Here is a 16,990-nt window from a genome sequence, read left to right as displayed (position 1 = left end):
CGGCGGTCTCCGGTGTGGCCGCGCAGGCGTGGCGTGGCGGCCTCGATTGTGAAGTCTCGCACTTTAATTGACGTTTACGTAAACGTCAATTAGATTCGACCCGGAATGTGCAGCGCGCATTGGCAAAACAAAAAACCCACGCAAGACGGGTCTTGGGTGGGTTGCAAGCGCTGGCGGAGAGAGAGGGATTCGAACCCTCGATACGGTGAAACCGTATACCGGATTTCGAGTCCGGCGCATTCGACCACTCTGCCATCTCTCCGGCTGTCGAGCCACTGATTCTAGCAGGCTCTAAAGCGAGTCATGCGCGGTGTGAGGCGGTCATCGGGGGGCGCGCGTTAACTGGCCGCCCGCAGCGCCTCCAAGGCGGCTTCGGCAGCTTCAGCGCCTGTTGCGCCTTCGCCCAAGCGCAGCAGCGGATGCAGCTCGGGGCTGGCGGCGTAGCCAGCGGCCTTGAGGCGGGCAATGGCTAGTGCCGCCTGTTGCGGGGTGGCAAAGCCCTGGCTTTGCAGCAGCAGGTGGCCGCGCGCGTCGGTGAGCTTGAAGGCAAACTGGCCGTCGGGCTCGCGGTATTGCTTGAACGTGGGCAAGGCGGGTTTGGGGGCAGGGGCGCTGCCCGCCAAGGCCGCAGCCTTGGTGCCGGGCGCAGCATCCGCAGGCACCGAACCAGCCCCAGCCTCCGCACCCGCCAGCGGCCGCAGCCCCACGGCTTGGCGCAGGCGCTGGGCAAAGGGGGTGGCGCTGCGGCGCGCCTTGGCGGCACCGGCTTGCAGTTGCGCTTGCACCTCGTGCGGCTGCGCCATCAGCTCTAGGTAGCGCGCGCGCAGCGGGGCGAGTTCACGCTCGATGCGCTCAAGCAGCATCTGCTTGGCCTCGGCCCAGCCTATGCCTTGGGCGTAGGCGCATGCCAGTGCGGCGCTCTCGTCCGCGCTGGCAAAGGCCTGGTAGATCTGGAACAGCGCCGAGCCCTCGGTCTGCTTCGGCTGTCCCGGTGCCAGCGAGTCGGTGACGATGCCGAAAATCAGCTTTTTCAACTGCTCGGGCGGTGCAAAGAGCGGGATGGTGTTGTCGTAGCTCTTGCTCATCTTGCGCCCGTCTAGGCCGGGCAGGGTGGCCACTTGGGCGTCCACCACGGCTTCGGGCAGGGTGAAGTGCGCGCCGTAGTGGTGGTTGAAGCTGGCGGCGATGTCGCGCGCCATTTCGATGTGCTGCACCTGATCGCGCCCGACCGGCACCTGGTGCGCGTTAAAGAGCAGGATGTCGGCCGCCATCAGCACCGGGTACATGAACAGGCCGGCCGTCACGCCCTCGTCGGGGTCGGAGCCGCTGGCGGCGTTTTTATCCAGCGCCGCCTTGTAGGCGTGGGCGCGGTTGAGCAGCCCTTTGCCGCAGACGCAGGTGAGCAGCCAGGTGAGCTCGGGGATTTCGGCGATGTCGGACTGGCGGTAGAAGGTCACGCGCTCGGGGTCTAGGCCGCAGGCCAGCCAGGTGGCGGCCAGTTCCAGCGTGGAGCGATGGATGCGCGCCGGGTCGTCGGTTTTGATCAGGGCGTGGTAGTCGGCCAAGAAGAAGTAGGCATCGACATCGCTGCGCTGGCTGGAGCGCAGCGCAGGCCGAATGGCGCCGACGTAGTTGCCCAGGTGCGGGGTGCCCGTGGTGGTGATGCCGGTGAGGACGCGCATGGTGTGGGGGAGTAAGTGCGTTTGAGGCTCACAGCAGCAGCCAGCGCAGCGGTGTGAGCAGGGTTTGGATGAGCTGGTCCGAGAGCGCCATGAGCGGGCGCAGCCAGTAGGTGCCGAGCAGGCCAGTGAACAGCAGCACCAGCACGATGATGAAGCCAAAGGGTTCAATGCGCGCCACGGCTTGCGAGGGCTGCGGCGGCAGCAGCCCGACCAGGATGCGCCCGCCGTCGAGCGGCGGCAGCGGCAGCATGTTGAGCACGAACAGCACCAGGTTGACCAGCAGCCCGGCCTGCGCCATTTCGAGCAGGAACGGCTCGTGCAGGCCCAGCGCCAGCAGCAAGTAGCCAAAAATCACCCACAGCAGCGCCTGCACCACGTTGGAGGCCGGGCCGGCCAGCGCCACCCAGACCATATCGGTCTTGGGCCGGCGCAGCCGCGCCGCGTTCACCGGAACTGGCTTGGCGTAGCCAAACAGAAAGGCGCCGCTGGTGGCAAACAGCAGCAGCAGCGGCAGCGCGATGGTGCCCAGCGGATCGATGTGTTTGGCTGGGTTGAGCGTGATGCGCCCGAGCATCCAGGCGGTCGGGTCGCCAAAGTGGCGCGCCGCGTAGCCGTGTGCGGCTTCGTGGATGGTGATGGCAAACAGCACCGGCAGCGCAAAGACGGCGATGGTTTGAAGGATGGCGGCGATGTCCATGGGCGTATTGTCCGTTAGCGCCTCACAGCCCCAGCGCGGCCAGGCTGCCTTGGCCTTGGCGCAGCAGCACCGGCGCGTCGCCGCTGGTCATGGGGCTGAGGTCGAGCACCGTGGTGGGTTGCATGGCGCAGGCCCCGGCGTCGATCACGGCGGCCAACTGGTGCTCAAGGCGCTGGCGGATTTCGTGCGCGTCGTTCAAGGGCTCGGTCGCACCGGGCTCGATCAGGGTGGTGGCCAGCAGCGGCGCGCCGTGCAGCTCCAGCAGCCGCTGCAGCGCGTGGTGTGCGGGCACGCGCAGCCCGATGGTCTTGCGCGACGGGTGGCTCAGGCGCCGCGGCACCTCTTTGCTGGCTTCGAGCACGAAGGTGTAAGGGCCGGGGGTGCCGAGTTTAAGCAGGCGAAACTGGGCGTTGTTGACGCGTGCGTAGCTGGACAGCTCGCTCAGGTCGCGGCACAGCAGGGTGAGCGGGTGCTTGGCATCGACGCCGCGGATGCGGCGCAGCCGCTCGACTGCGTCTTTGTCGTCGAGGTGGCAGGCCAGCGCGTAGCTGGAGTCGGTCGGCAGCGCCAGCACGCCGCCTTGTTGCAGCGCCTGCACCGCTTGCTTGAGCAGACGCGGCTGCGGGTTGTCGGGGTGGAGCTGGAAAAATTGCGACATCGGGGCGAGGGATTATCCGAGATTGTCCATTAGGGTTTGGCGGGCAGGTGGATGCAAGGGCGAGGTAGTTTTGACCTGACAGAGGCGTCCATAGCCGGTGCTATGGACAACGAAGAAGGGCGAAACTGGCCGCCCATGCGCCGCTTGCACCCAAACAGCACCGGTAGGTGCGCCTAATGGACAGTCTCGGATTATTAATCCACTTTGGGGGTGCGCGCCGTCAGCCAGGCCAGCGTGGCCCCGCACAGCACGATCAGCCCGATGCCGACAAAGGCCCACAGGCCCGGCATGTGCGCAAACAGCAACCAACCCAGCAGCAGCGCAAAGCCGACTTGCAAATACATATAGGGGGCCAAGGTAGAGGCCGGCGCACGCGCAAAAGCCTGAATGAACAAAAAATGCCCCACGGTGCCGCACAGCCCGGCCAGACACAGCAGCGCCAGCGTGCGCAGGTCGGGGATGGTCTGCCAGACCCAAGGCAGCGCCAGCGTCATCAGCAGCGCGCCGGTCCAGCCGGTGTAGAAGTGCAGCGTGAGCGGGTCTTCGCTGCGCGCCATGCGGCTGGTCAGAATCTGGAACACGGCGTAGAGCAACACCATCAGCAGCGGCACCAGCACAAACCAGCCCAGGGTGTAGCCGGTGGGCTGGATCACCAGCAGCGCGCCGCAAAAGCCGCCCAGCACCAGCAGCCAGCGCAGGCGGCTCACCGCTTCGCGCAGAAAAACGGCGGCCAGCAGCGTGACCACCAGCGGCGTGAGCATGATGATGGCGGTGAACTCGCCCAGCGGCATATAACTCACGCTGATAAAGCTCAAAATGCTCACCGCCAGCAGCAGCACCCCGCGCAGGGCGTGGCGCAGCGGCTGGCGCGTGGCCAGCGAGCGCCAGCCGCGGGTGGGCAGCACCACGGCGGCCATGACCACGGCCTGAAAGGCGTAGCGAAACCAGACCACCATCAGCACCGAGATGGTGGCGCTGAGCACCTTGACGGTGGCGTCGAGCAGCGCAAAACAGGCCACCGCCAGCACCAGAAAAGCGATCCCCAGCAGCGTTCGGGCGCTGGCCGTTTGCAGACTCGGCATCAGTGCACGCGCTCGACTAGCAGTTCCCACACCGGCCGCAGGCGGGCGTCGAGGGGGGGCAGGGCACCGAGGTCGCAGTGGCTCTCGCCGGGGCCGTGAAAGTCGGAGCCGCGCGAGGCCGCCAGGCCAAATTCGAGCGCCATCTCGGCATACTGGGCCGCTTCGGCGCTGCTGTGGCAGCCGGTGAGCACTTCCACCGCCTGCCCGCCGTGGGCCTTGAACTCGCTGAACAGGGCGTATTCTTGGGTGGGGCCGTGGTTGTAGCGCGCCGGGTGCGCGATCACCGCCACCCCGCCAGCCTCGACGATCCAGCGCACCGCGTCGCGCAGACTGGCCCAGCGGTGCGGCACGAAGCCGGGTTTGCCATCGGTGAGGTATTTTCGAAACACCTCTTGCATGTCTTTGCACACCCCGGCTTCGACCAGGTGGCGGGCAAAGTGGGCGCGTGAGATCAGCTCCGGGTTGCTCACGTATTTGAGCGCGCCCTCAAAAGCACCGGGAATGCCGACGCGGCGCAACTGCTCGGCCATTTCCTGGGCGCGTTCGCTGCGGCCGCAGCGGGTGCGCTGCAAGCCTTGCAGCAGCGCGGCGTTGTGGTGGTCAAAACCCAGCCCGACGATGTGCACCGTGAGCTCGCAAAAGCTGACCGAGATTTCGGTGCCGGTGAGGTAGGGCAGCGCCAGCGCGCGCGCGGCATCGAGGGCGCGCTGCTGGCCGCTGATTTCGTCGTGGTCGGTGAGCGCCCACAGCTCGACCCCGTTGGCCTTGGCGCGCGCCGCCAGCGCCTCGGGCGTGAGCGTGCCATCGGAGACGGTGGAGTGGCAGTGCAGGTCGGCGTTGAGGGTGGGCATGGGACTAGCATTCTAGGCCCACGGCTACACTCGCGCTGTGTCGCTATTCAAATCCGCCTCCGTCGTCTCGTTGTTGACCCTGCTCTCGCGCATCAGCGGCTTGGTGCGCGACCTGCTGATCGCCGCCACCTTTGGCGTGAGCGCCATGACGGACGCCTTCAACGTCGCCTTTCGCATCCCCAACCTGCTGCGGCGCCTGTTTGCCGAAGGGGCCTTCAGCCAGGCTTTTGTGCCGGTGCTGGCCGCCACCCGCGAGCAAGAGGGCGACGAAGCCACCAAAGATTTGATCAACCGCGTGGCCACGGTGCTGGCCTGGGCGCTCACCTTCACCTGCATCGTGGGCGTGCTGGCGGCACCGCTGCTGGTGTGGGGCATGGCCGCCGGGCTGGCGCGCGACCCCTACACCTTCGACGTGACCGTGGCGCTGACGCGCTGGATGTTCCCCTACATCGGCTTCATGTCGCTGGTGGCGCTGGCGGCTGGGGTGCTCAACACCTGGAAGCGCTTTGCCGTTCCCGCCGCCACCCCGGTGCTGCTCAATGTGGGGCTGATCGTGGCTGCGGCCTGGGGCGCGCCGTGGTTCGAGTCCATCGGCATCGAGCCGATTTTTGCCCTGGCGGGTGGGGTGCTGATTGGCGGCGTGCTGCAACTGGCGGTGCAACTGGCGGCGCTCAAGCGGCTCGGGCTGCTGCCGCGTGTGAGCGTGCGCCTCTCGGCGCTGCGCTCGGCCTGGAAGAACCCGGGCACGCAGCGCATCCTCACGCTCATGCTGCCGGCGCTGCTGGGGGTGAGCGTGGCGCAAATCTCGCTGCTCATCAACACCCAGATTGCTTCGCACCTGGCCACCGGCAGCGTGAGCTGGCTCACCTTTGCCGACCGGCTGATGGAGTTCCCGACCGCGCTGCTGGGGGTGGCGCTAGGCGTGGTGCTGCTGCCGCAACTGGCGGCCGCCAGCGCCGCCGCCGACCCGGCGCGCTACAGCCAGATGCTCGACTGGGGTCTGCGCCTGGTGCTGCTGCTGGCCGTGCCCAGTGCGGTGGCGCTGCTGACGATTGCCGAGCCGCTGGTGGCGGTGCTGTTTCACTACGGCGCGTTCACGGCCTTTGATGTGCGCCAGACCGCGCTGGCGCTGATGGGCTATGGCGTGGGGCTGGTGGGGCTGATCGCAATCAAGATTTTGGCCCCGGCTTTCTACGCCAAACAAGACATCAAAACCCCGGTGCGCATCGCCATCGTGGTGCTGGTGCTGACGCAGGTGTTCAACCTGTTGCTGGTGCCCACCATGGCCCACGCCGGGCTGGCGCTGGCGATTGGGCTGGGGGCCTTGATCAACGCCGGCTGGTTGCTGATCGGGCTGCTGCAGCGCGGCTCCTACCAGCCGCAGCCGGGCTGGCTGGTGTTGACGCTGCAGGTGCTGGCCGCCAGCGCGCTGCTGGCGCTGTTTTTGCTCTGGGCCAGCAGCCAGTTCAACTGGGTGCATGAGGAGGTGGTGGTGTGGCAGCGCCTGCTGGCCATGCTCGGGCTGCTGGTGGGTGCGGCGCTGGTCTATTTCGGCACCCTGCTGCTGGCCGGGGTGAAGCTGCGGCGGCTGGTGCGGATGTAGGGTGGGGACGATTACGCAGCAGCCAAAATTCTAAACTCTGTGCCCATCGCGACCGGGCGCACGTGCTTGCTTTCGCGCTTGAGATCGACGATGCCGTAATTGGACAGGGTCCTGAGCGTGCGCGACAGGTTGCTGGCCTTGCGACCCGTGGCCAGCGCTAGGGCCGAAATAGAGGCCGGCTGGGTTTCGGTGATCACCCTGAGCAAGGCACGGTTGTCGTCGCTCAACACCTCGGCCAGCGACTTCATGGAGGTGAACCAGATTTTTGGCTCGCTGGCCTTGGGCTTGTACGCACCTTGGGCAATCGCCAGCACCCGTTGGCGGATTTGCTCTTGCGGCATGATGCCGATCACAATCGTTTTCATCTTTGCTTAACCTCCTGCAAAACGCGATCAACGTCTGCGAAAAAATCATTCATGAGTTGCTGCGCATCCAGAAATGCGTACGGCACGCCTTGGTCTGTCGCATGGCGGTGCCGGTGGTCGTAGGCCAAGATGCGCCCGGCGTACTTGAACTTTTTGGGCGGCTTGACGGCGTGGGCATTGTCATAGCCCAAGACCCGTTTGCCGTGGGGTTCGTGCAGCGTGAGGCAATAGCGTATCCCGTGCGGAATCGCGAGGGTCGTCTCAACCCGCCACGCTTGCAACTTGATCCAGTAGCCGCCACCTTGATCCAGGATCGAGCCGTCTAGATCCAGCAAGGCGTCGATCGCGGTGTCTCGGTGCATGCTCGAACTATATCAGTAGATGATAGTTCTTGGGGCGCACGACCCCACCCACGCTACCCCACCCGCACCGCCGCCCCGGCACCGCGCTGTGCGATGCGCCCGATTTCATACACCGTTTCGCCCTGCGTGCGCAAGGTGGCGGCCACGGCGGCTGCGGCAGCGGCATCGACTACCAGCACCATGCCGATGCCGTTGTTGAAGGTGCGGTTCATTTCGAAATCGTCGATGCCGGCGCTGCGCTGCAACCAGGCAAAAAGCTCGCTTTGTGGCCAACTGCCTTGCACCAGCTCGGCCGCCAGCTGCTCGGGCAGCACGCGCGGGATGTTTTCCAGCAGGCCGCCGCCGGTGATGTGCGCCAGCGCCTTGATGCCACCGGCCGCGCCGCCACAGGGGTGCTGCGCCAGCGCCTGCAGCACGTTTTTGACGTAGATGCGCGTCGGGGCCATCAGGGCCTGGCGCAAGGGCTGGCCGTCGAGTGTGGTGGGCAGGTTGGGGCCGGCGCGCTCCAGGCACTTGCGCACCAGCGAAAAGCCGTTGGAATGCACACCGCTGGAGGCCAGGCCCAGCACCACGTCGCCGCTGGCCACTGTCTGGCCCGTGAGGATGAGCGATTTTTCCACCGCCCCGACGCAAAAACCGGCCAAGTCGTACTCGCCCGGGGGGTACATGCCGGGCATTTCGGCGGTTTCGCCGCCGATCAGGGCGCAGCCGGCCAGCTCGCAGCCGCGCGCAATGCCGCCCACCACCGCCGCAGCGGTGTCCACATCGAGCTTGCCGCAGGCAAAGTAGTCGAGGAAAAACAGCGGTTCGGCACCCTGCACCAGCACGTCGTTGACGCTCATGGCCACCAGGTCGATGCCCACCGTGTCGTGCAGCTGCCACTCGAAGGCCAGTTTGAGCTTGGTGCCCACGCCGTCGGTGCCCGAAACCAGCACCGGCTCGCGGTAGCGCTTGGGCACTTCAAACAGCGCGCCAAAGCCGCCGATGCCCGCCAGCACCCCTTCGCGCATGGTCTTTTTGGCCAAGGGCTTGATGCGCTCGACCAGCGCGTCGCCGGCCTCGATGTCAACGCCAGCGTCTTTGTAGGAAAGGGGGGTCGTGGTCATTTGGTGTGGGCACTATAGAATGGGCTGATTTTACTGGCCTGCCCGGCCTCGATGCCCATCGCTTTTCTGTTCCCCAATCCGACACCCTCAATTTGATGGCCCCACCGACGCTGTTCTCCCCCTCGCAATTGCGCGTGCTCGCTTGGCTCGGCTTGGCTGTGCTGGCTTGGCTGCTGCTGGGCCTGCTGGCCCCGGTGCTCACGCCCTTCTTGGTGGCGGCGGTGCTGGCCTACGCCCTGCACCCGGCGGTCGAGCGCCTGCACGGGCGTGGGGTGCCGCGTTGGCTGGGGGCGGGGTTGGCGCTCACGCTGCTGGTGCTGGTGCTGTTGGCGGTGCTGTTGCTGATCATTCCCGTCATCACGCACCAGGTGCCGCTGCTGCGCGACCAGATTCCGCTGCTGCTGGAGGGCTTCAACGCTTGGGTTGCGCCCTTGGGCGAGCGCCTAGGGGTGAGCGCGCAGATCGACGTGGCAATGGTGCGCGATCTGTTGCAGCGGCTCATCACCGGGGAGGAGGGGCAGTGGGTCGAGTACGCGCTGTCGTCGCTGCGCATTGGGGGCAGCGCCCTGCTGGCGGCCTTGGGTTTTCTGGTGCTCACCCCGATTGCGGCTTACTACCTGTTGCTGGACTGGGATTGGTTGATCGAACACACCAAGCTGCTGGTGCCGCCGCGCTGGCGCGCCCCGACGCAGCGCTTTCTGGACGATACCGACCAGGTGCTGGGCCAGTACCTGCGTGGCCAGTTGATTGTGATGAGCAGCATGGCGGTGTTTTTTACCGCCGGGCTGATGCTGGTCGGGCTCGATCTGGCGCTGCCGATCGGTGTCTTCACCGGGCTGGCGATGTTTGTGCCCTTTCTGGGCTTTGGGGTCGGGATGGTGCTGGCGCTGCTGGCGGCGCTGCTGCAGTTTGGCACCCTTTGGGGGGTGCTGCTGGTGGGTGCAGTCTATATGTTGGGGCAGCTCATCGAGAGCCTGTACCTGACGCCGCGCGTACTGGGCGGGCGCATCGGCATGCACCCGATCGCCGTGATTTTTGCCCTGATGGCCTTTGGGCACCTGTTTGGCTTCGTGGGTGTGCTGATTGCGCTGCCAGTGAGCGCGGTGCTGGTGGTGGCGCTGGGCCGCTTGCAGGGGCTCTACCAAAGCAGCGCGCTTTTCACCGACGGCATGGTGCCGCCGCCCACAGCGGGTTCGGCTCCGGTCAGCGCCCCGCCGCCGCTTGCGCCCGCCGAGCGCCCCGCCGGGAACCCGCCCGCTTAAGAGGCTGAGAGTCTTTCACCCATGCCCGCCTTGCACGCCAAAACACCCACGCTCGTCGTTGCAAATGCTCGCCATAGCCCGAGCTATGACTGTGCTTTGCGCCTAGATCGTGGGTGTTTTGACGCGCCTTTCGGGCACGGCCGAAAAACCCTCAGCCTCTAAGCCGATGCAGCAACTGGTGCTTGACCTCGGGCTGGCCGCGCCGCCCACACTGGACAATTTTTTTGCCGACGCCGCGCAACCGGCCGTGGCGCACCTGCGCCAGGTGCTGGCGCAGCCGCAATGCCCCAGCGTGCCCAGTTTCATCTGGGGCGCGTCCGGCAGCGGCAAAACGCATTTGCTGCACGCGGTGCGGCTGGCGCTGCAGCAGCAGGGCCAAACGGTGGGCTGGCTCGACCCCGGCAGCCAGGTCTTGCCCGATTTTGAAGACCACTGGGCCGCCGTGCTGCTCGACGACTGCCAGCATTACAACAGCGCGCAGCAGGCACTGGCCTTTAACTGGAGCATCAACGCGCTCACCCCCACCGACGGCCGGCCACGCTGGGTGCTGGCCGCGGCCGACCGGCCACCGACCGACCTCGATCTGCGAGCCGACTTGCGCACCCGGCTGGGTTGGGGCCATGTGTTCCAATTGCCGATTTTGAATGACGCCGAGCGCCGCCGCGTGCTGCGACTGGCCGCCAGCGCGCGCGGGCTGAACCTGCCCGACGAGCTGCTCGACTTCATGCTCGGCCGCTTTGCGCGCGAGCTCGGCAGCCTGATGGCGCTGCTGGAGCGGCTCGACGGCTACGCGCTGCGCACCCAGCGCCCGCTCACCGTGCCCCTGCTCAAAGCCATGCTCGAAGAAAGCTGTGAAACCTGAAAACCCAACCACCAACCCATTGCATCAATCCATGAAACTGGCCCTGTTCGACCTCGACCACACCTTGCTGCCGCTGGATTCCGACCACGCCTGGGGCCAGTTCACCACCCGCCTCGGCTGGACCGACGCCGCAACCTTCACGCGCCGCAACGACGAATTTTTTGCCCAGTACCAGGCCGGCGCGCTTGACATCCACGACTACGTGCGCTTTAGCACCGCCGCCGTGCGCGAGCGCGGTGCGCAGGCCGCCGCCGCCGCGCACCAGCAGTACATGCGCGAAGTCATCGAGCCGCACATACTGCCTGCCGCGCTGGAGCTGGTCGAGCAGCACCGGCGCGCTGGCGATCTGCTGCTCATCATCACCGCCACCAACGAGTTCGTCACGCGCCCGATCGCGCACGCCTTGGGCGTGGCAGAGCTGCTGGCGGTGGAGCTGGCGCGCGGCCCCGATGGCTGGTACAGCGGCGAGATCGCGGGCACGCCCTCGTTTCGCGAAGGCAAGGTGCAGCGCTTGGAGCAGTGGCTGGCGGCGCGCGGCTTGGGCTGGGACACGGTGCACACCACGTTTTATTCCGATTCCCTGAACGACCTGCCGCTGCTCGAAAAAGCCAACGTGCCGGTGGCCACCAACCCCTCGCCCGGCCTGCGTGCGCTGGCGCAACAACGCGGCTGGCGCATTCTCGACCTGTTTGAAACACTGGCATGATCACATCCTTCATCAACCGGCTGCTGGGCAAAACGCCCAAAGCCAAGGCCTCCCCCTTGGGCAAGCGCGAAGACGTGCCGGTGGCGGTACACGGCATCGATCCCTCGCTGGTCGATGGACGCGCCCTCGACGTGCTGCACAGCCTCAAGCGCGGCGGCTACGAGGCCTATATCGTGGGCGGTGCGGTGCGCGATTTGCTGCTGGGGTTGCGCCCCAAAGATTTCGACGTCGCCACCAACGCCACCCCGGAGCAAGTCAAGGCACTGTTTCGGCGCGCCTTCATCATCGGGCGGCGCTTTCGCATCGTGCACGTGGTGTTTGGGCGCGGGCGCGAGCACGAGGTGATCGAAGTCTCGACCCTGCGCGCCTACCTCGACAGCGCCGATGCCGAGCAGGTGAGTGGCAACGAGCGCAGCCACCGGGCGGCGCTGGCCGGGGTTGGGCACGCCGTCGATGCCAGCGGCCGGGTGCTGCGCGACAACGTCTGGGGCACGCTGGAGCAGGACGCGGCACGGCGCGACTTCAGCGTCAACGCGCTCTACTACGACCCCGAGAGCGAGGTGGTGGTCGATTTTCACCACGGCATCCGCGACGCCAAAAAGCGCGTGCTGCGCCTGATCGGCGACCCGGCCACGCGCTACCGCGAAGACCCGGTGCGCATCATCCGCGCAGTGCGTTTTGCGGCCAAATTGAGCGGCCTGGGTTTTCACTTCGACAGCAAAACCCGCGCCCCGCTGCTGGCCAGCCTGCCGCTGCTGGCCGAAGTGCCGCCGAGCCGCCTGTTCGATGAAATGCTCAAATTGCTGCAAACCGGCCACGCCTTGGCCAGCATCGAGCAGTTGCAGGGGCTCGGGCTGGCGCAAGGCATTTACCCGCTGCTCGACGTGGTGGTGCAGCGCGCCCACGATCCCTTCGTGCGCGCCGCGCTGCAAGACACCGACCGGCGCGTGGCCGAAGAAAAATCGGTGGTGCCTAGCTTTTTGCTCGCTTGCGTGCTCTGGAGCGATGTGCGCGCCGGCTGGGAGCGGCGCCAGCAAGCCGGGGCCAGCGCCTTTGCCGCCCTGCAAGAGGCGGTGGATGAGGCCTTCGATGCGCGCATCGGCGATGTGTCGGGGCGCGGCAAGCTGGCGGCCGATATGCGCGAAATCTGGTTGATGCAGCCGCGTTTTGACAAGCGCAGCGGCCAAACGCCGTTTTCACTGATCGAGCAGCCGCGTTTTCGTGCCGGCTTCGACTTTTTGCGCCTGCGCGCCCAGGTCGGCGAGCTCGACGAGGAGCTCTCGCACTGGTGGGAAACCTTCAGCCTGGCCAACGAGGCGGTGCGGCGCGACATGCTCGAAACCGTGCGGCTGGAGCAGCAGCGCAAGCGCCCGGCGGCGGGCAAGGGCGGGGCGCGCGCGGGTGCGGTGGGGGGGCGCGCTGGGAGGGCGGAGCCGGGGTCCGGCAAGGCCCGGCTAGGCGCTGCAGACGCGCAGCATGAGGGGCAGGATCAGGTTCGCAACGAGGGGCAGGATGGAGGAGCGCACGATGTGCGTTTCGAGCGCGGCGACGATGCCGCTGCCGAACACCCGCAGCACCCCACCGACGAGGCCGCACCCGCAGCCAAAAAACGCCGCCGCCGCCGCAAACCGGCCAGCCAGCGCGAGGGTGGCCCGGCCGAGGCCAACGATGCGGGCCCGCCTAGCAGCCCGGGCCGCAACGCCCCGCTGGCCGACTAAAGCCGCGCCGGCTGCCGTGCTGTGCCGCTGAGTGCCGTGCCGCCACGCCCCCCGGTGCAGGCTTGGGTGGCTTTGGGGGCCAACTTGGGCGATGCCTGCGCCAGCGTGCGCGCCGCCCTCGAGGCGCTGGGCTGCTTGCCGTACACCCGGCTGCTGCGCGCCTCCAGCCTGTACCGCAGCGCGCCGTGGCAGGCCGAAGGGGCCGATTTCATCAACGCCGTGGCCGAATTGCAGACTGGCTTAAGCGCCCCCGACCTGCTGCGCGCCCTGCAAGCGCTGGAGCAGGCCGCCGGGCGCGAGCGCCCCTGGCGCAACGCACCGCGCACGCTGGACCTCGATTTGCTCGAATACGGCGCGGCGCGAATCGAGTCCGACTGGCTCACGCTGCCGCACCCGCGCCTGCACGAGCGCGCTTTCGTGCTGCTGCCGTTGGCCGAGATTGCGCCCGAGCGCGTCAGCGCCGCCGCGCTGGCGCGGGTGGCGGGGCAGCGCATCGAAAAACTGGCCTAACGCACGAACAGAGGTTCAGGGGTAGAGCCGTTCGCGCACCCAAGCACAGCCTTCGAGGCGGTAGCGCAGCCGGTCGTGCAATCGGCTCGGGCGGCCTTGCCAAAATTCCCAGCGGTCTGGCCGCAGCCGGTAGCCGCCCCAGTGCGGGGGGCGCGGCGGTTGCAGCATGAACTGGGCCCCAAACTTGAGCGCCTGCGCCACCAGCGCGGCGCGGCTGGAGAGCACGCGGCTCTGCGCGCTGGCCCAGGCCCCGATGCGGTGCTCCAGCGGCCGGCTCTGGAAGTAGGCGTCGCTCTCGGCATCGCTGACGCGCTCGACTTGCCCCTCGATGCGCACCACGCGCTCCAGCTCGACCCAGTGAAACTGCAGCGCCGCCCACGGGTTGCCAGCCAGCTCCTGGCCTTTGCGGCTGTCGTAGTTGGTGAACCACACCAAGCCTTGGGCGTCGTAGCTTTTGATCAGCACCACGCGCGTGCTCGGGCGCAAGTCGCTGCCCACGCTGGCCAGCGTCATGGCGTTGGGTTCGGGCAGCTCGCTTTTGAGCGCTTCCTCGAACCAGCGGCCAAACTGCAGCAGCGGGTCGGGGTGCGAGTCGTCCTCGCTCAGGGCGGCGCGTTCGTAGCTTTTGCGCAAGTCGGCGATGTTCATGGGGTGCAAGTATGGCACGCTGGGCGGGGTGTTCAAGCGCGTGCCGCCGTACACTTGCGGCAATCAGGATGAGCAATGAGCGCCCGAGGCTACCAGACGATCTACTTCGCCAACGCGCTGCTTTCGTTGGCCGACGGTTTGTACTATCCGTTCCTCATTGCCTTCTTGTACGAGATGGACGGTATCGTGGCGGCGGGGGTGGGGCTGGGCATCATCGCCATCATGGACTCGGTGGGCACCTACTTCGTGGGCGGCTGGGTGGATCGCTATGGGCGCAAGCCCTTTCTGGTGGCGACTGCGTGCCTGAGCGTGTGCGTTTACTTGGCTTATCCGCTCATCCCGTATTTGGAGCAGCCTTGGGCCTATGGCGCGCTGCTGCTGGTGCTGGTGCTGGACGGATTGACCGATGGATCCTGGGACACCATCGAAGCCGTTTACTTGGGTGATGTGACCCGCAAAGCCACCAGGGGCCGTGGCATGGGAAATTACTGGGGGGCAGGAGGCATCATCTTTGGTGTGGCCATGATTGCGGCTGGCTTGGTGGGCGTTCAAGTGAGCTTTATGACGGTGGCTTGGGTGGTGGCGGCCATCTACTTTTTGGGTATTTTGGTGCTGCTGCGCCTAGAAGAAACGCAGGCAGTCTGAAACCGGCTGCTGCCACGGTTCGCCGGGTCTGGTGCGGTGGTCTTGCGCTACGCTGGCGGCTTAAAATCTGTCCGCTCACCCCCCCACTTGGCCCAACTCGGTCAGCCCCAGCCCGATGCCCAACTCACTCCCTCCCATCCCCGCGTCCCAGCCCCGGCCCAGCGCCCTCGACCTGCGTGCCTTGGCCGACAGCGCGCAGGCGCTGCAAGGCGAGCTGGCGCTGTCCGATCTGCCACGCTGGGGCGCCGATGCGCCACCTTGGCCCACTGCCTTGGAGCCGTTGTGCTGGCAGGCCGAGGCCCAGTGGCGCGCCGACCCGGCGCCCGTCCCGGGTGCGGGCCGCAGCGAAGGGCGCCAGTTGTGGCTGCATCTGCGCTGGAGCGCCCAGGTGCCGCTGCGGTGCCAGCGCTGCCTCGAACCCTTTTTGGAGCCCATGCAAGACGAGCGCTGGTTTCGCTTCGTGGCTGATGAAGCGCGCGCCCAAGCTGAAGACGAGGGCAGCGACGAAGACCTGCTGGTCTGGGCGCCGCGTTTTAACTTGCAGGAGCTGATCGAGGACGAGTTGCTGCTGGCGCTGCCCTTGGTGCCCATGCACGAGGCCTGCCCCAAGGCGTTGCCAGGCTATGCCGAAGCAGCGGCAGCCGGGGTGGAGGTGCCGCAGCGCCCCAACCCGTTCGGGGTGTTGGCGCAGCGCAAACCCGATTGATCGGGGGTGCGGGGTCCGACCGGCGGGCGCTGGAATCCATGCCTGGCTTGGGTATTGCTGGGCGGCAAATGGGGCGTTATAATGCAAGGTTTCGCACTCGGGTGACTCTTCGTGGGTGCTGCCGTGGCAGTGCGCTGTCGCATATTCGGGATGGCTCCTTGGGCCGCCCATTTTCATCAAGGAGCCTGCAATGGCCGTTCAGCAAAACAAAAAATCGCCGTCCAAACGCGGCATGCACCGCTCGCACAACGCCCTGACGGTGCCGGGCATGGCGGTCGAGCCCAGCACCGGCGAAGTGCATCTGCGCCACCACGTCAGCCCGAACGGTTTTTACCGGGGCCGGCAGGTGCTAAAGAGCAAGTCCGAGGCTTGATCCGGCCCGCGTCAGCGCCTGCGTCCACATCCGTGCCTGTGTTCGCGCAAGCTCCATTTCAGGTACTGGTGCCAGGGGCGTCGCTGGTGTGCAAAGGCCGTTCTTGGAGTAGAGGGTCTTGATCACGCTGGCGGTCGATTGCATGGGGGGCGACCACGGCCCTGCCGTTACCTTGGCGGCGTGTGCGGCTTTTTTAACGCGCAACCCCCAAGCCCGTTTGCTGCTGGTCGGCCAGCCGCAGGCGCTGGCGCGGCTGCCAGCGGCACTGGATGCCAGCCGCTGCACCGTGGTGCCCGCCACCGAGGTGGTGGCGATGGACGACCCGGTCGAGGTCGCGCTGCGGCGCAAGCGCGACTCTTCCATGCGCGTGGCGATCGCGCAGGTCAAGAGCGGGGCGGCGCAGGTGGCGGTCTCGGCCGGCAACACCGGCGCCCTGATGGCGATTGCGCGCTACCTGCTCAAAACGCTGGACGGCATCGACCGCCCGGCGATTGCCTCCCAAATGCCCAACGCCAAGGGCACGGCCACCACCGTGCTCGACCTGGGGGCCAATGTCGATTGCAGCGCCGAACACCTGCTGCAGTTTGCCCTCATGGGCACCTCGCTGGTGGCCGCCAGCGGCAAGGTGGCGCCCACGGTGGGGCTGCTCAACATCGGCGAAGAGGTGATCAAGGGCAACGAGGTCATCAAACAGGCCGGTGTGTTGCTGCGCCGCGCCGCCGAACACGGCGACCTCAATTTTTACGGCAACGTAGAAGGCAACGACCTGTTCAAGGGCACGGTCGATATCGTGGTCTGCGACGGCTTCGTGGGCAACGTGGTGCTGAAAGCCAGCGAAGGCTTGGCGAGCATGATCGGCGGCTTTGTACGCGAAGAATTCTCCCGCACCTGGTACAGCCAGTTGGCCGCCGCCGTGGCGTGGCCGGTGCTCTCCAGCTTCAAAAACCGCGTGGACCACCGGCGTTACAACGGTGCGGCGCTGCTGGGCTTGCGCGGGCTGGTGTTCAAAAGCCACGGTTCGGCTGATGCCTTTGCCTTCGAGCAGGCCTTGCAGCGCGCCTTCGAGGCCGCTGACAAACAACTGCTGCAGCGGGTGCAAGAGCGCATCGCCGCCGCCGCACCCTTGGCCCTGTCTGTGCCTGAATAATCCATAA

Annotated in this window: 19 protein-coding genes and 1 tRNA gene; 10 read left to right on the top strand and 10 right to left on the bottom strand. The window is 66.7% G+C overall.

The window, feature by feature from the left end; translation table 11 throughout:
• Positions 1-171: 171 nt before the first annotated feature.
• From SRAA_RS08720 to SRAA_RS08695, 6 genes are all read right to left on the bottom strand, one after another.
• A tRNA-Ser gene (locus tag SRAA_RS08720) sits at positions 172-262 on the bottom strand.
• A gap of 76 nt (positions 263-338) precedes the next feature.
• The gene (locus tag SRAA_RS08715; RefSeq protein WP_045532171.1) at positions 339-1,682 is read right to left on the bottom strand and encodes a tryptophan--tRNA ligase; all 1,344 of its coding nucleotides are present in this window, start codon (positions 1,680-1,682) and stop codon (positions 339-341) included.
• A gap of 28 nt (positions 1,683-1,710) precedes the next feature.
• Positions 1,711-2,379 carry a site-2 protease family protein gene (locus SRAA_RS08710; protein ID WP_045532169.1) on the bottom strand — a complete coding sequence of 223 codons (669 nt, stop codon included), beginning with the start codon at positions 2,377-2,379 and terminating at the stop codon, positions 1,711-1,713.
• A gap of 22 nt (positions 2,380-2,401) precedes the next feature.
• Positions 2,402-3,037 (bottom strand): L-threonylcarbamoyladenylate synthase, encoded by a 636-nt coding sequence (locus tag SRAA_RS08705; RefSeq protein ID WP_045532167.1) that lies wholly within the window; start codon positions 3,035-3,037, stop codon positions 2,402-2,404.
• A gap of 194 nt (positions 3,038-3,231) precedes the next feature.
• Positions 3,232-4,119, bottom strand: coding sequence for a DMT family transporter (locus SRAA_RS08700; protein WP_052467533.1), 888 nt, complete (start codon positions 4,117-4,119; stop codon positions 3,232-3,234).
• Positions 4,119-4,970 (bottom strand): 3',5'-nucleoside bisphosphate phosphatase, encoded by an 852-nt coding sequence (locus SRAA_RS08695; RefSeq protein ID WP_045533586.1) that lies wholly within the window; start codon positions 4,968-4,970, stop codon positions 4,119-4,121. The genes SRAA_RS08700 and SRAA_RS08695 overlap by 1 nt, the downstream gene beginning before the upstream one ends.
• A 37-nt stretch (positions 4,971-5,007) precedes the next feature.
• On the opposite strand from SRAA_RS08695, the gene murJ reads away from it, so the two are divergent.
• Complete coding sequence (gene murJ, locus SRAA_RS08690) at positions 5,008-6,573, top strand: murein biosynthesis integral membrane protein MurJ (protein WP_045532163.1); 1,566 nt, start codon at positions 5,008-5,010, stop codon at positions 6,571-6,573.
• Positions 6,574-6,584: 11 nt separating this feature from the next.
• Here murJ and SRAA_RS08685 read toward each other — a convergent pair whose 3' ends face one another.
• The 3 genes from SRAA_RS08685 to purM are packed head-to-tail and all read right to left on the bottom strand — an operon-like array spanning position 6,585 to position 8,406.
• On the bottom strand, positions 6,585-6,938 hold the full coding sequence (locus SRAA_RS08685; RefSeq protein WP_045532161.1) for an HVO_A0114 family putative DNA-binding protein: 354 nt from the start codon (positions 6,936-6,938) through the stop codon (positions 6,585-6,587).
• Positions 6,935-7,300 carry a toxin-antitoxin system TumE family protein gene (locus SRAA_RS08680; RefSeq protein ID WP_045532159.1) on the bottom strand — a complete coding sequence of 122 codons (366 nt, stop codon included), beginning with the start codon at positions 7,298-7,300 and terminating at the stop codon, positions 6,935-6,937. The genes SRAA_RS08685 and SRAA_RS08680 overlap by 4 nt, the downstream gene beginning before the upstream one ends.
• Positions 7,301-7,353: 53 nt before the next feature.
• Positions 7,354-8,406: a phosphoribosylformylglycinamidine cyclo-ligase gene (gene purM / locus SRAA_RS08675; protein ID WP_045532158.1), complete on the bottom strand. Its 1,053-nt coding sequence runs from the start codon at positions 8,404-8,406 to the stop codon at positions 7,354-7,356.
• A 95-nt stretch (positions 8,407-8,501) separates the two neighbouring features.
• Here purM and SRAA_RS08670 point away from each other — a divergent pair, with 95 nt between their 5' ends.
• From SRAA_RS08670 to folK, 5 genes are all read left to right on the top strand, one after another.
• The gene (locus SRAA_RS08670; protein ID WP_082039993.1) at positions 8,502-9,668 is read left to right on the top strand and encodes an AI-2E family transporter; all 1,167 of its coding nucleotides are present in this window, start codon (positions 8,502-8,504) and stop codon (positions 9,666-9,668) included.
• A 166-nt stretch (positions 9,669-9,834) separates the two neighbouring features.
• A complete protein-coding gene (hda, locus tag SRAA_RS08665) occupies positions 9,835-10,530 on the top strand; it encodes a DnaA regulatory inactivator Hda (RefSeq protein WP_045532156.1) in 696 nt (231 codons plus the stop codon).
• A 31-nt stretch (positions 10,531-10,561) separates the two neighbouring features.
• Positions 10,562-11,236, top strand: a complete 675-nt coding sequence (locus SRAA_RS08660) for a histidinol-phosphatase (RefSeq protein ID WP_045532154.1) — start codon at positions 10,562-10,564, stop codon at positions 11,234-11,236.
• The gene (pcnB, locus tag SRAA_RS08655) at positions 11,233-12,954 is read left to right on the top strand and encodes a polynucleotide adenylyltransferase PcnB (protein ID WP_045532152.1); all 1,722 of its coding nucleotides are present in this window, start codon (positions 11,233-11,235) and stop codon (positions 12,952-12,954) included. Before SRAA_RS08660 ends, pcnB begins: the two co-directional genes overlap by 4 nt.
• Positions 12,955-12,990: 36 nt before the next feature.
• Positions 12,991-13,464, top strand: coding sequence for a 2-amino-4-hydroxy-6-hydroxymethyldihydropteridine diphosphokinase (gene folK, locus SRAA_RS08650; protein ID WP_231849278.1), 474 nt, complete (start codon positions 12,991-12,993; stop codon positions 13,462-13,464).
• 15 nt (positions 13,465-13,479) lie between these two features.
• Here folK and pdxH read toward each other — a convergent pair whose 3' ends face one another.
• Positions 13,480-14,112 (bottom strand): pyridoxamine 5'-phosphate oxidase, encoded by a 633-nt coding sequence (gene pdxH, locus SRAA_RS08645; RefSeq protein ID WP_045533583.1) that lies wholly within the window; start codon positions 14,110-14,112, stop codon positions 13,480-13,482.
• Between the two features lie 75 nt (positions 14,113-14,187).
• On the opposite strand from pdxH, the gene SRAA_RS08640 reads away from it, so the two are divergent.
• The 4 genes from SRAA_RS08640 to plsX all read left to right on the top strand — a co-directional run bounded on the left by SRAA_RS08640 (position 14,188) and on the right by plsX (position 16,983).
• Positions 14,188-14,757 carry an MFS transporter gene (locus tag SRAA_RS08640; RefSeq protein WP_045532148.1) on the top strand — a complete coding sequence of 190 codons (570 nt, stop codon included), beginning with the start codon at positions 14,188-14,190 and terminating at the stop codon, positions 14,755-14,757.
• A 115-nt stretch (positions 14,758-14,872) separates the two neighbouring features.
• Positions 14,873-15,463: a YceD family protein gene (locus SRAA_RS08635; protein WP_045532146.1), complete on the top strand. Its 591-nt coding sequence runs from the start codon at positions 14,873-14,875 to the stop codon at positions 15,461-15,463.
• A 190-nt stretch (positions 15,464-15,653) separates the two neighbouring features.
• Complete coding sequence (gene rpmF / locus SRAA_RS08630) at positions 15,654-15,836, top strand: 50S ribosomal protein L32 (RefSeq protein ID WP_029463379.1); 183 nt, start codon at positions 15,654-15,656, stop codon at positions 15,834-15,836.
• A gap of 118 nt (positions 15,837-15,954) precedes the next feature.
• Complete coding sequence (plsX, locus tag SRAA_RS08625) at positions 15,955-16,983, top strand: phosphate acyltransferase PlsX (protein WP_045532143.1); 1,029 nt, start codon at positions 15,955-15,957, stop codon at positions 16,981-16,983.
• Positions 16,984-16,990 lie beyond the last annotated feature (7 nt).

The sequence above is a fragment of the Serpentinimonas raichei genome, assembly GCF_000828895.1.
Taxonomy (GTDB): domain Bacteria; phylum Pseudomonadota; class Gammaproteobacteria; order Burkholderiales; family Burkholderiaceae_C; genus Serpentinimonas; species Serpentinimonas raichei.
Note: the sequence above shows the minus strand (reverse complement) of the source record. Positions and strands in the feature narration are given on the sequence as shown.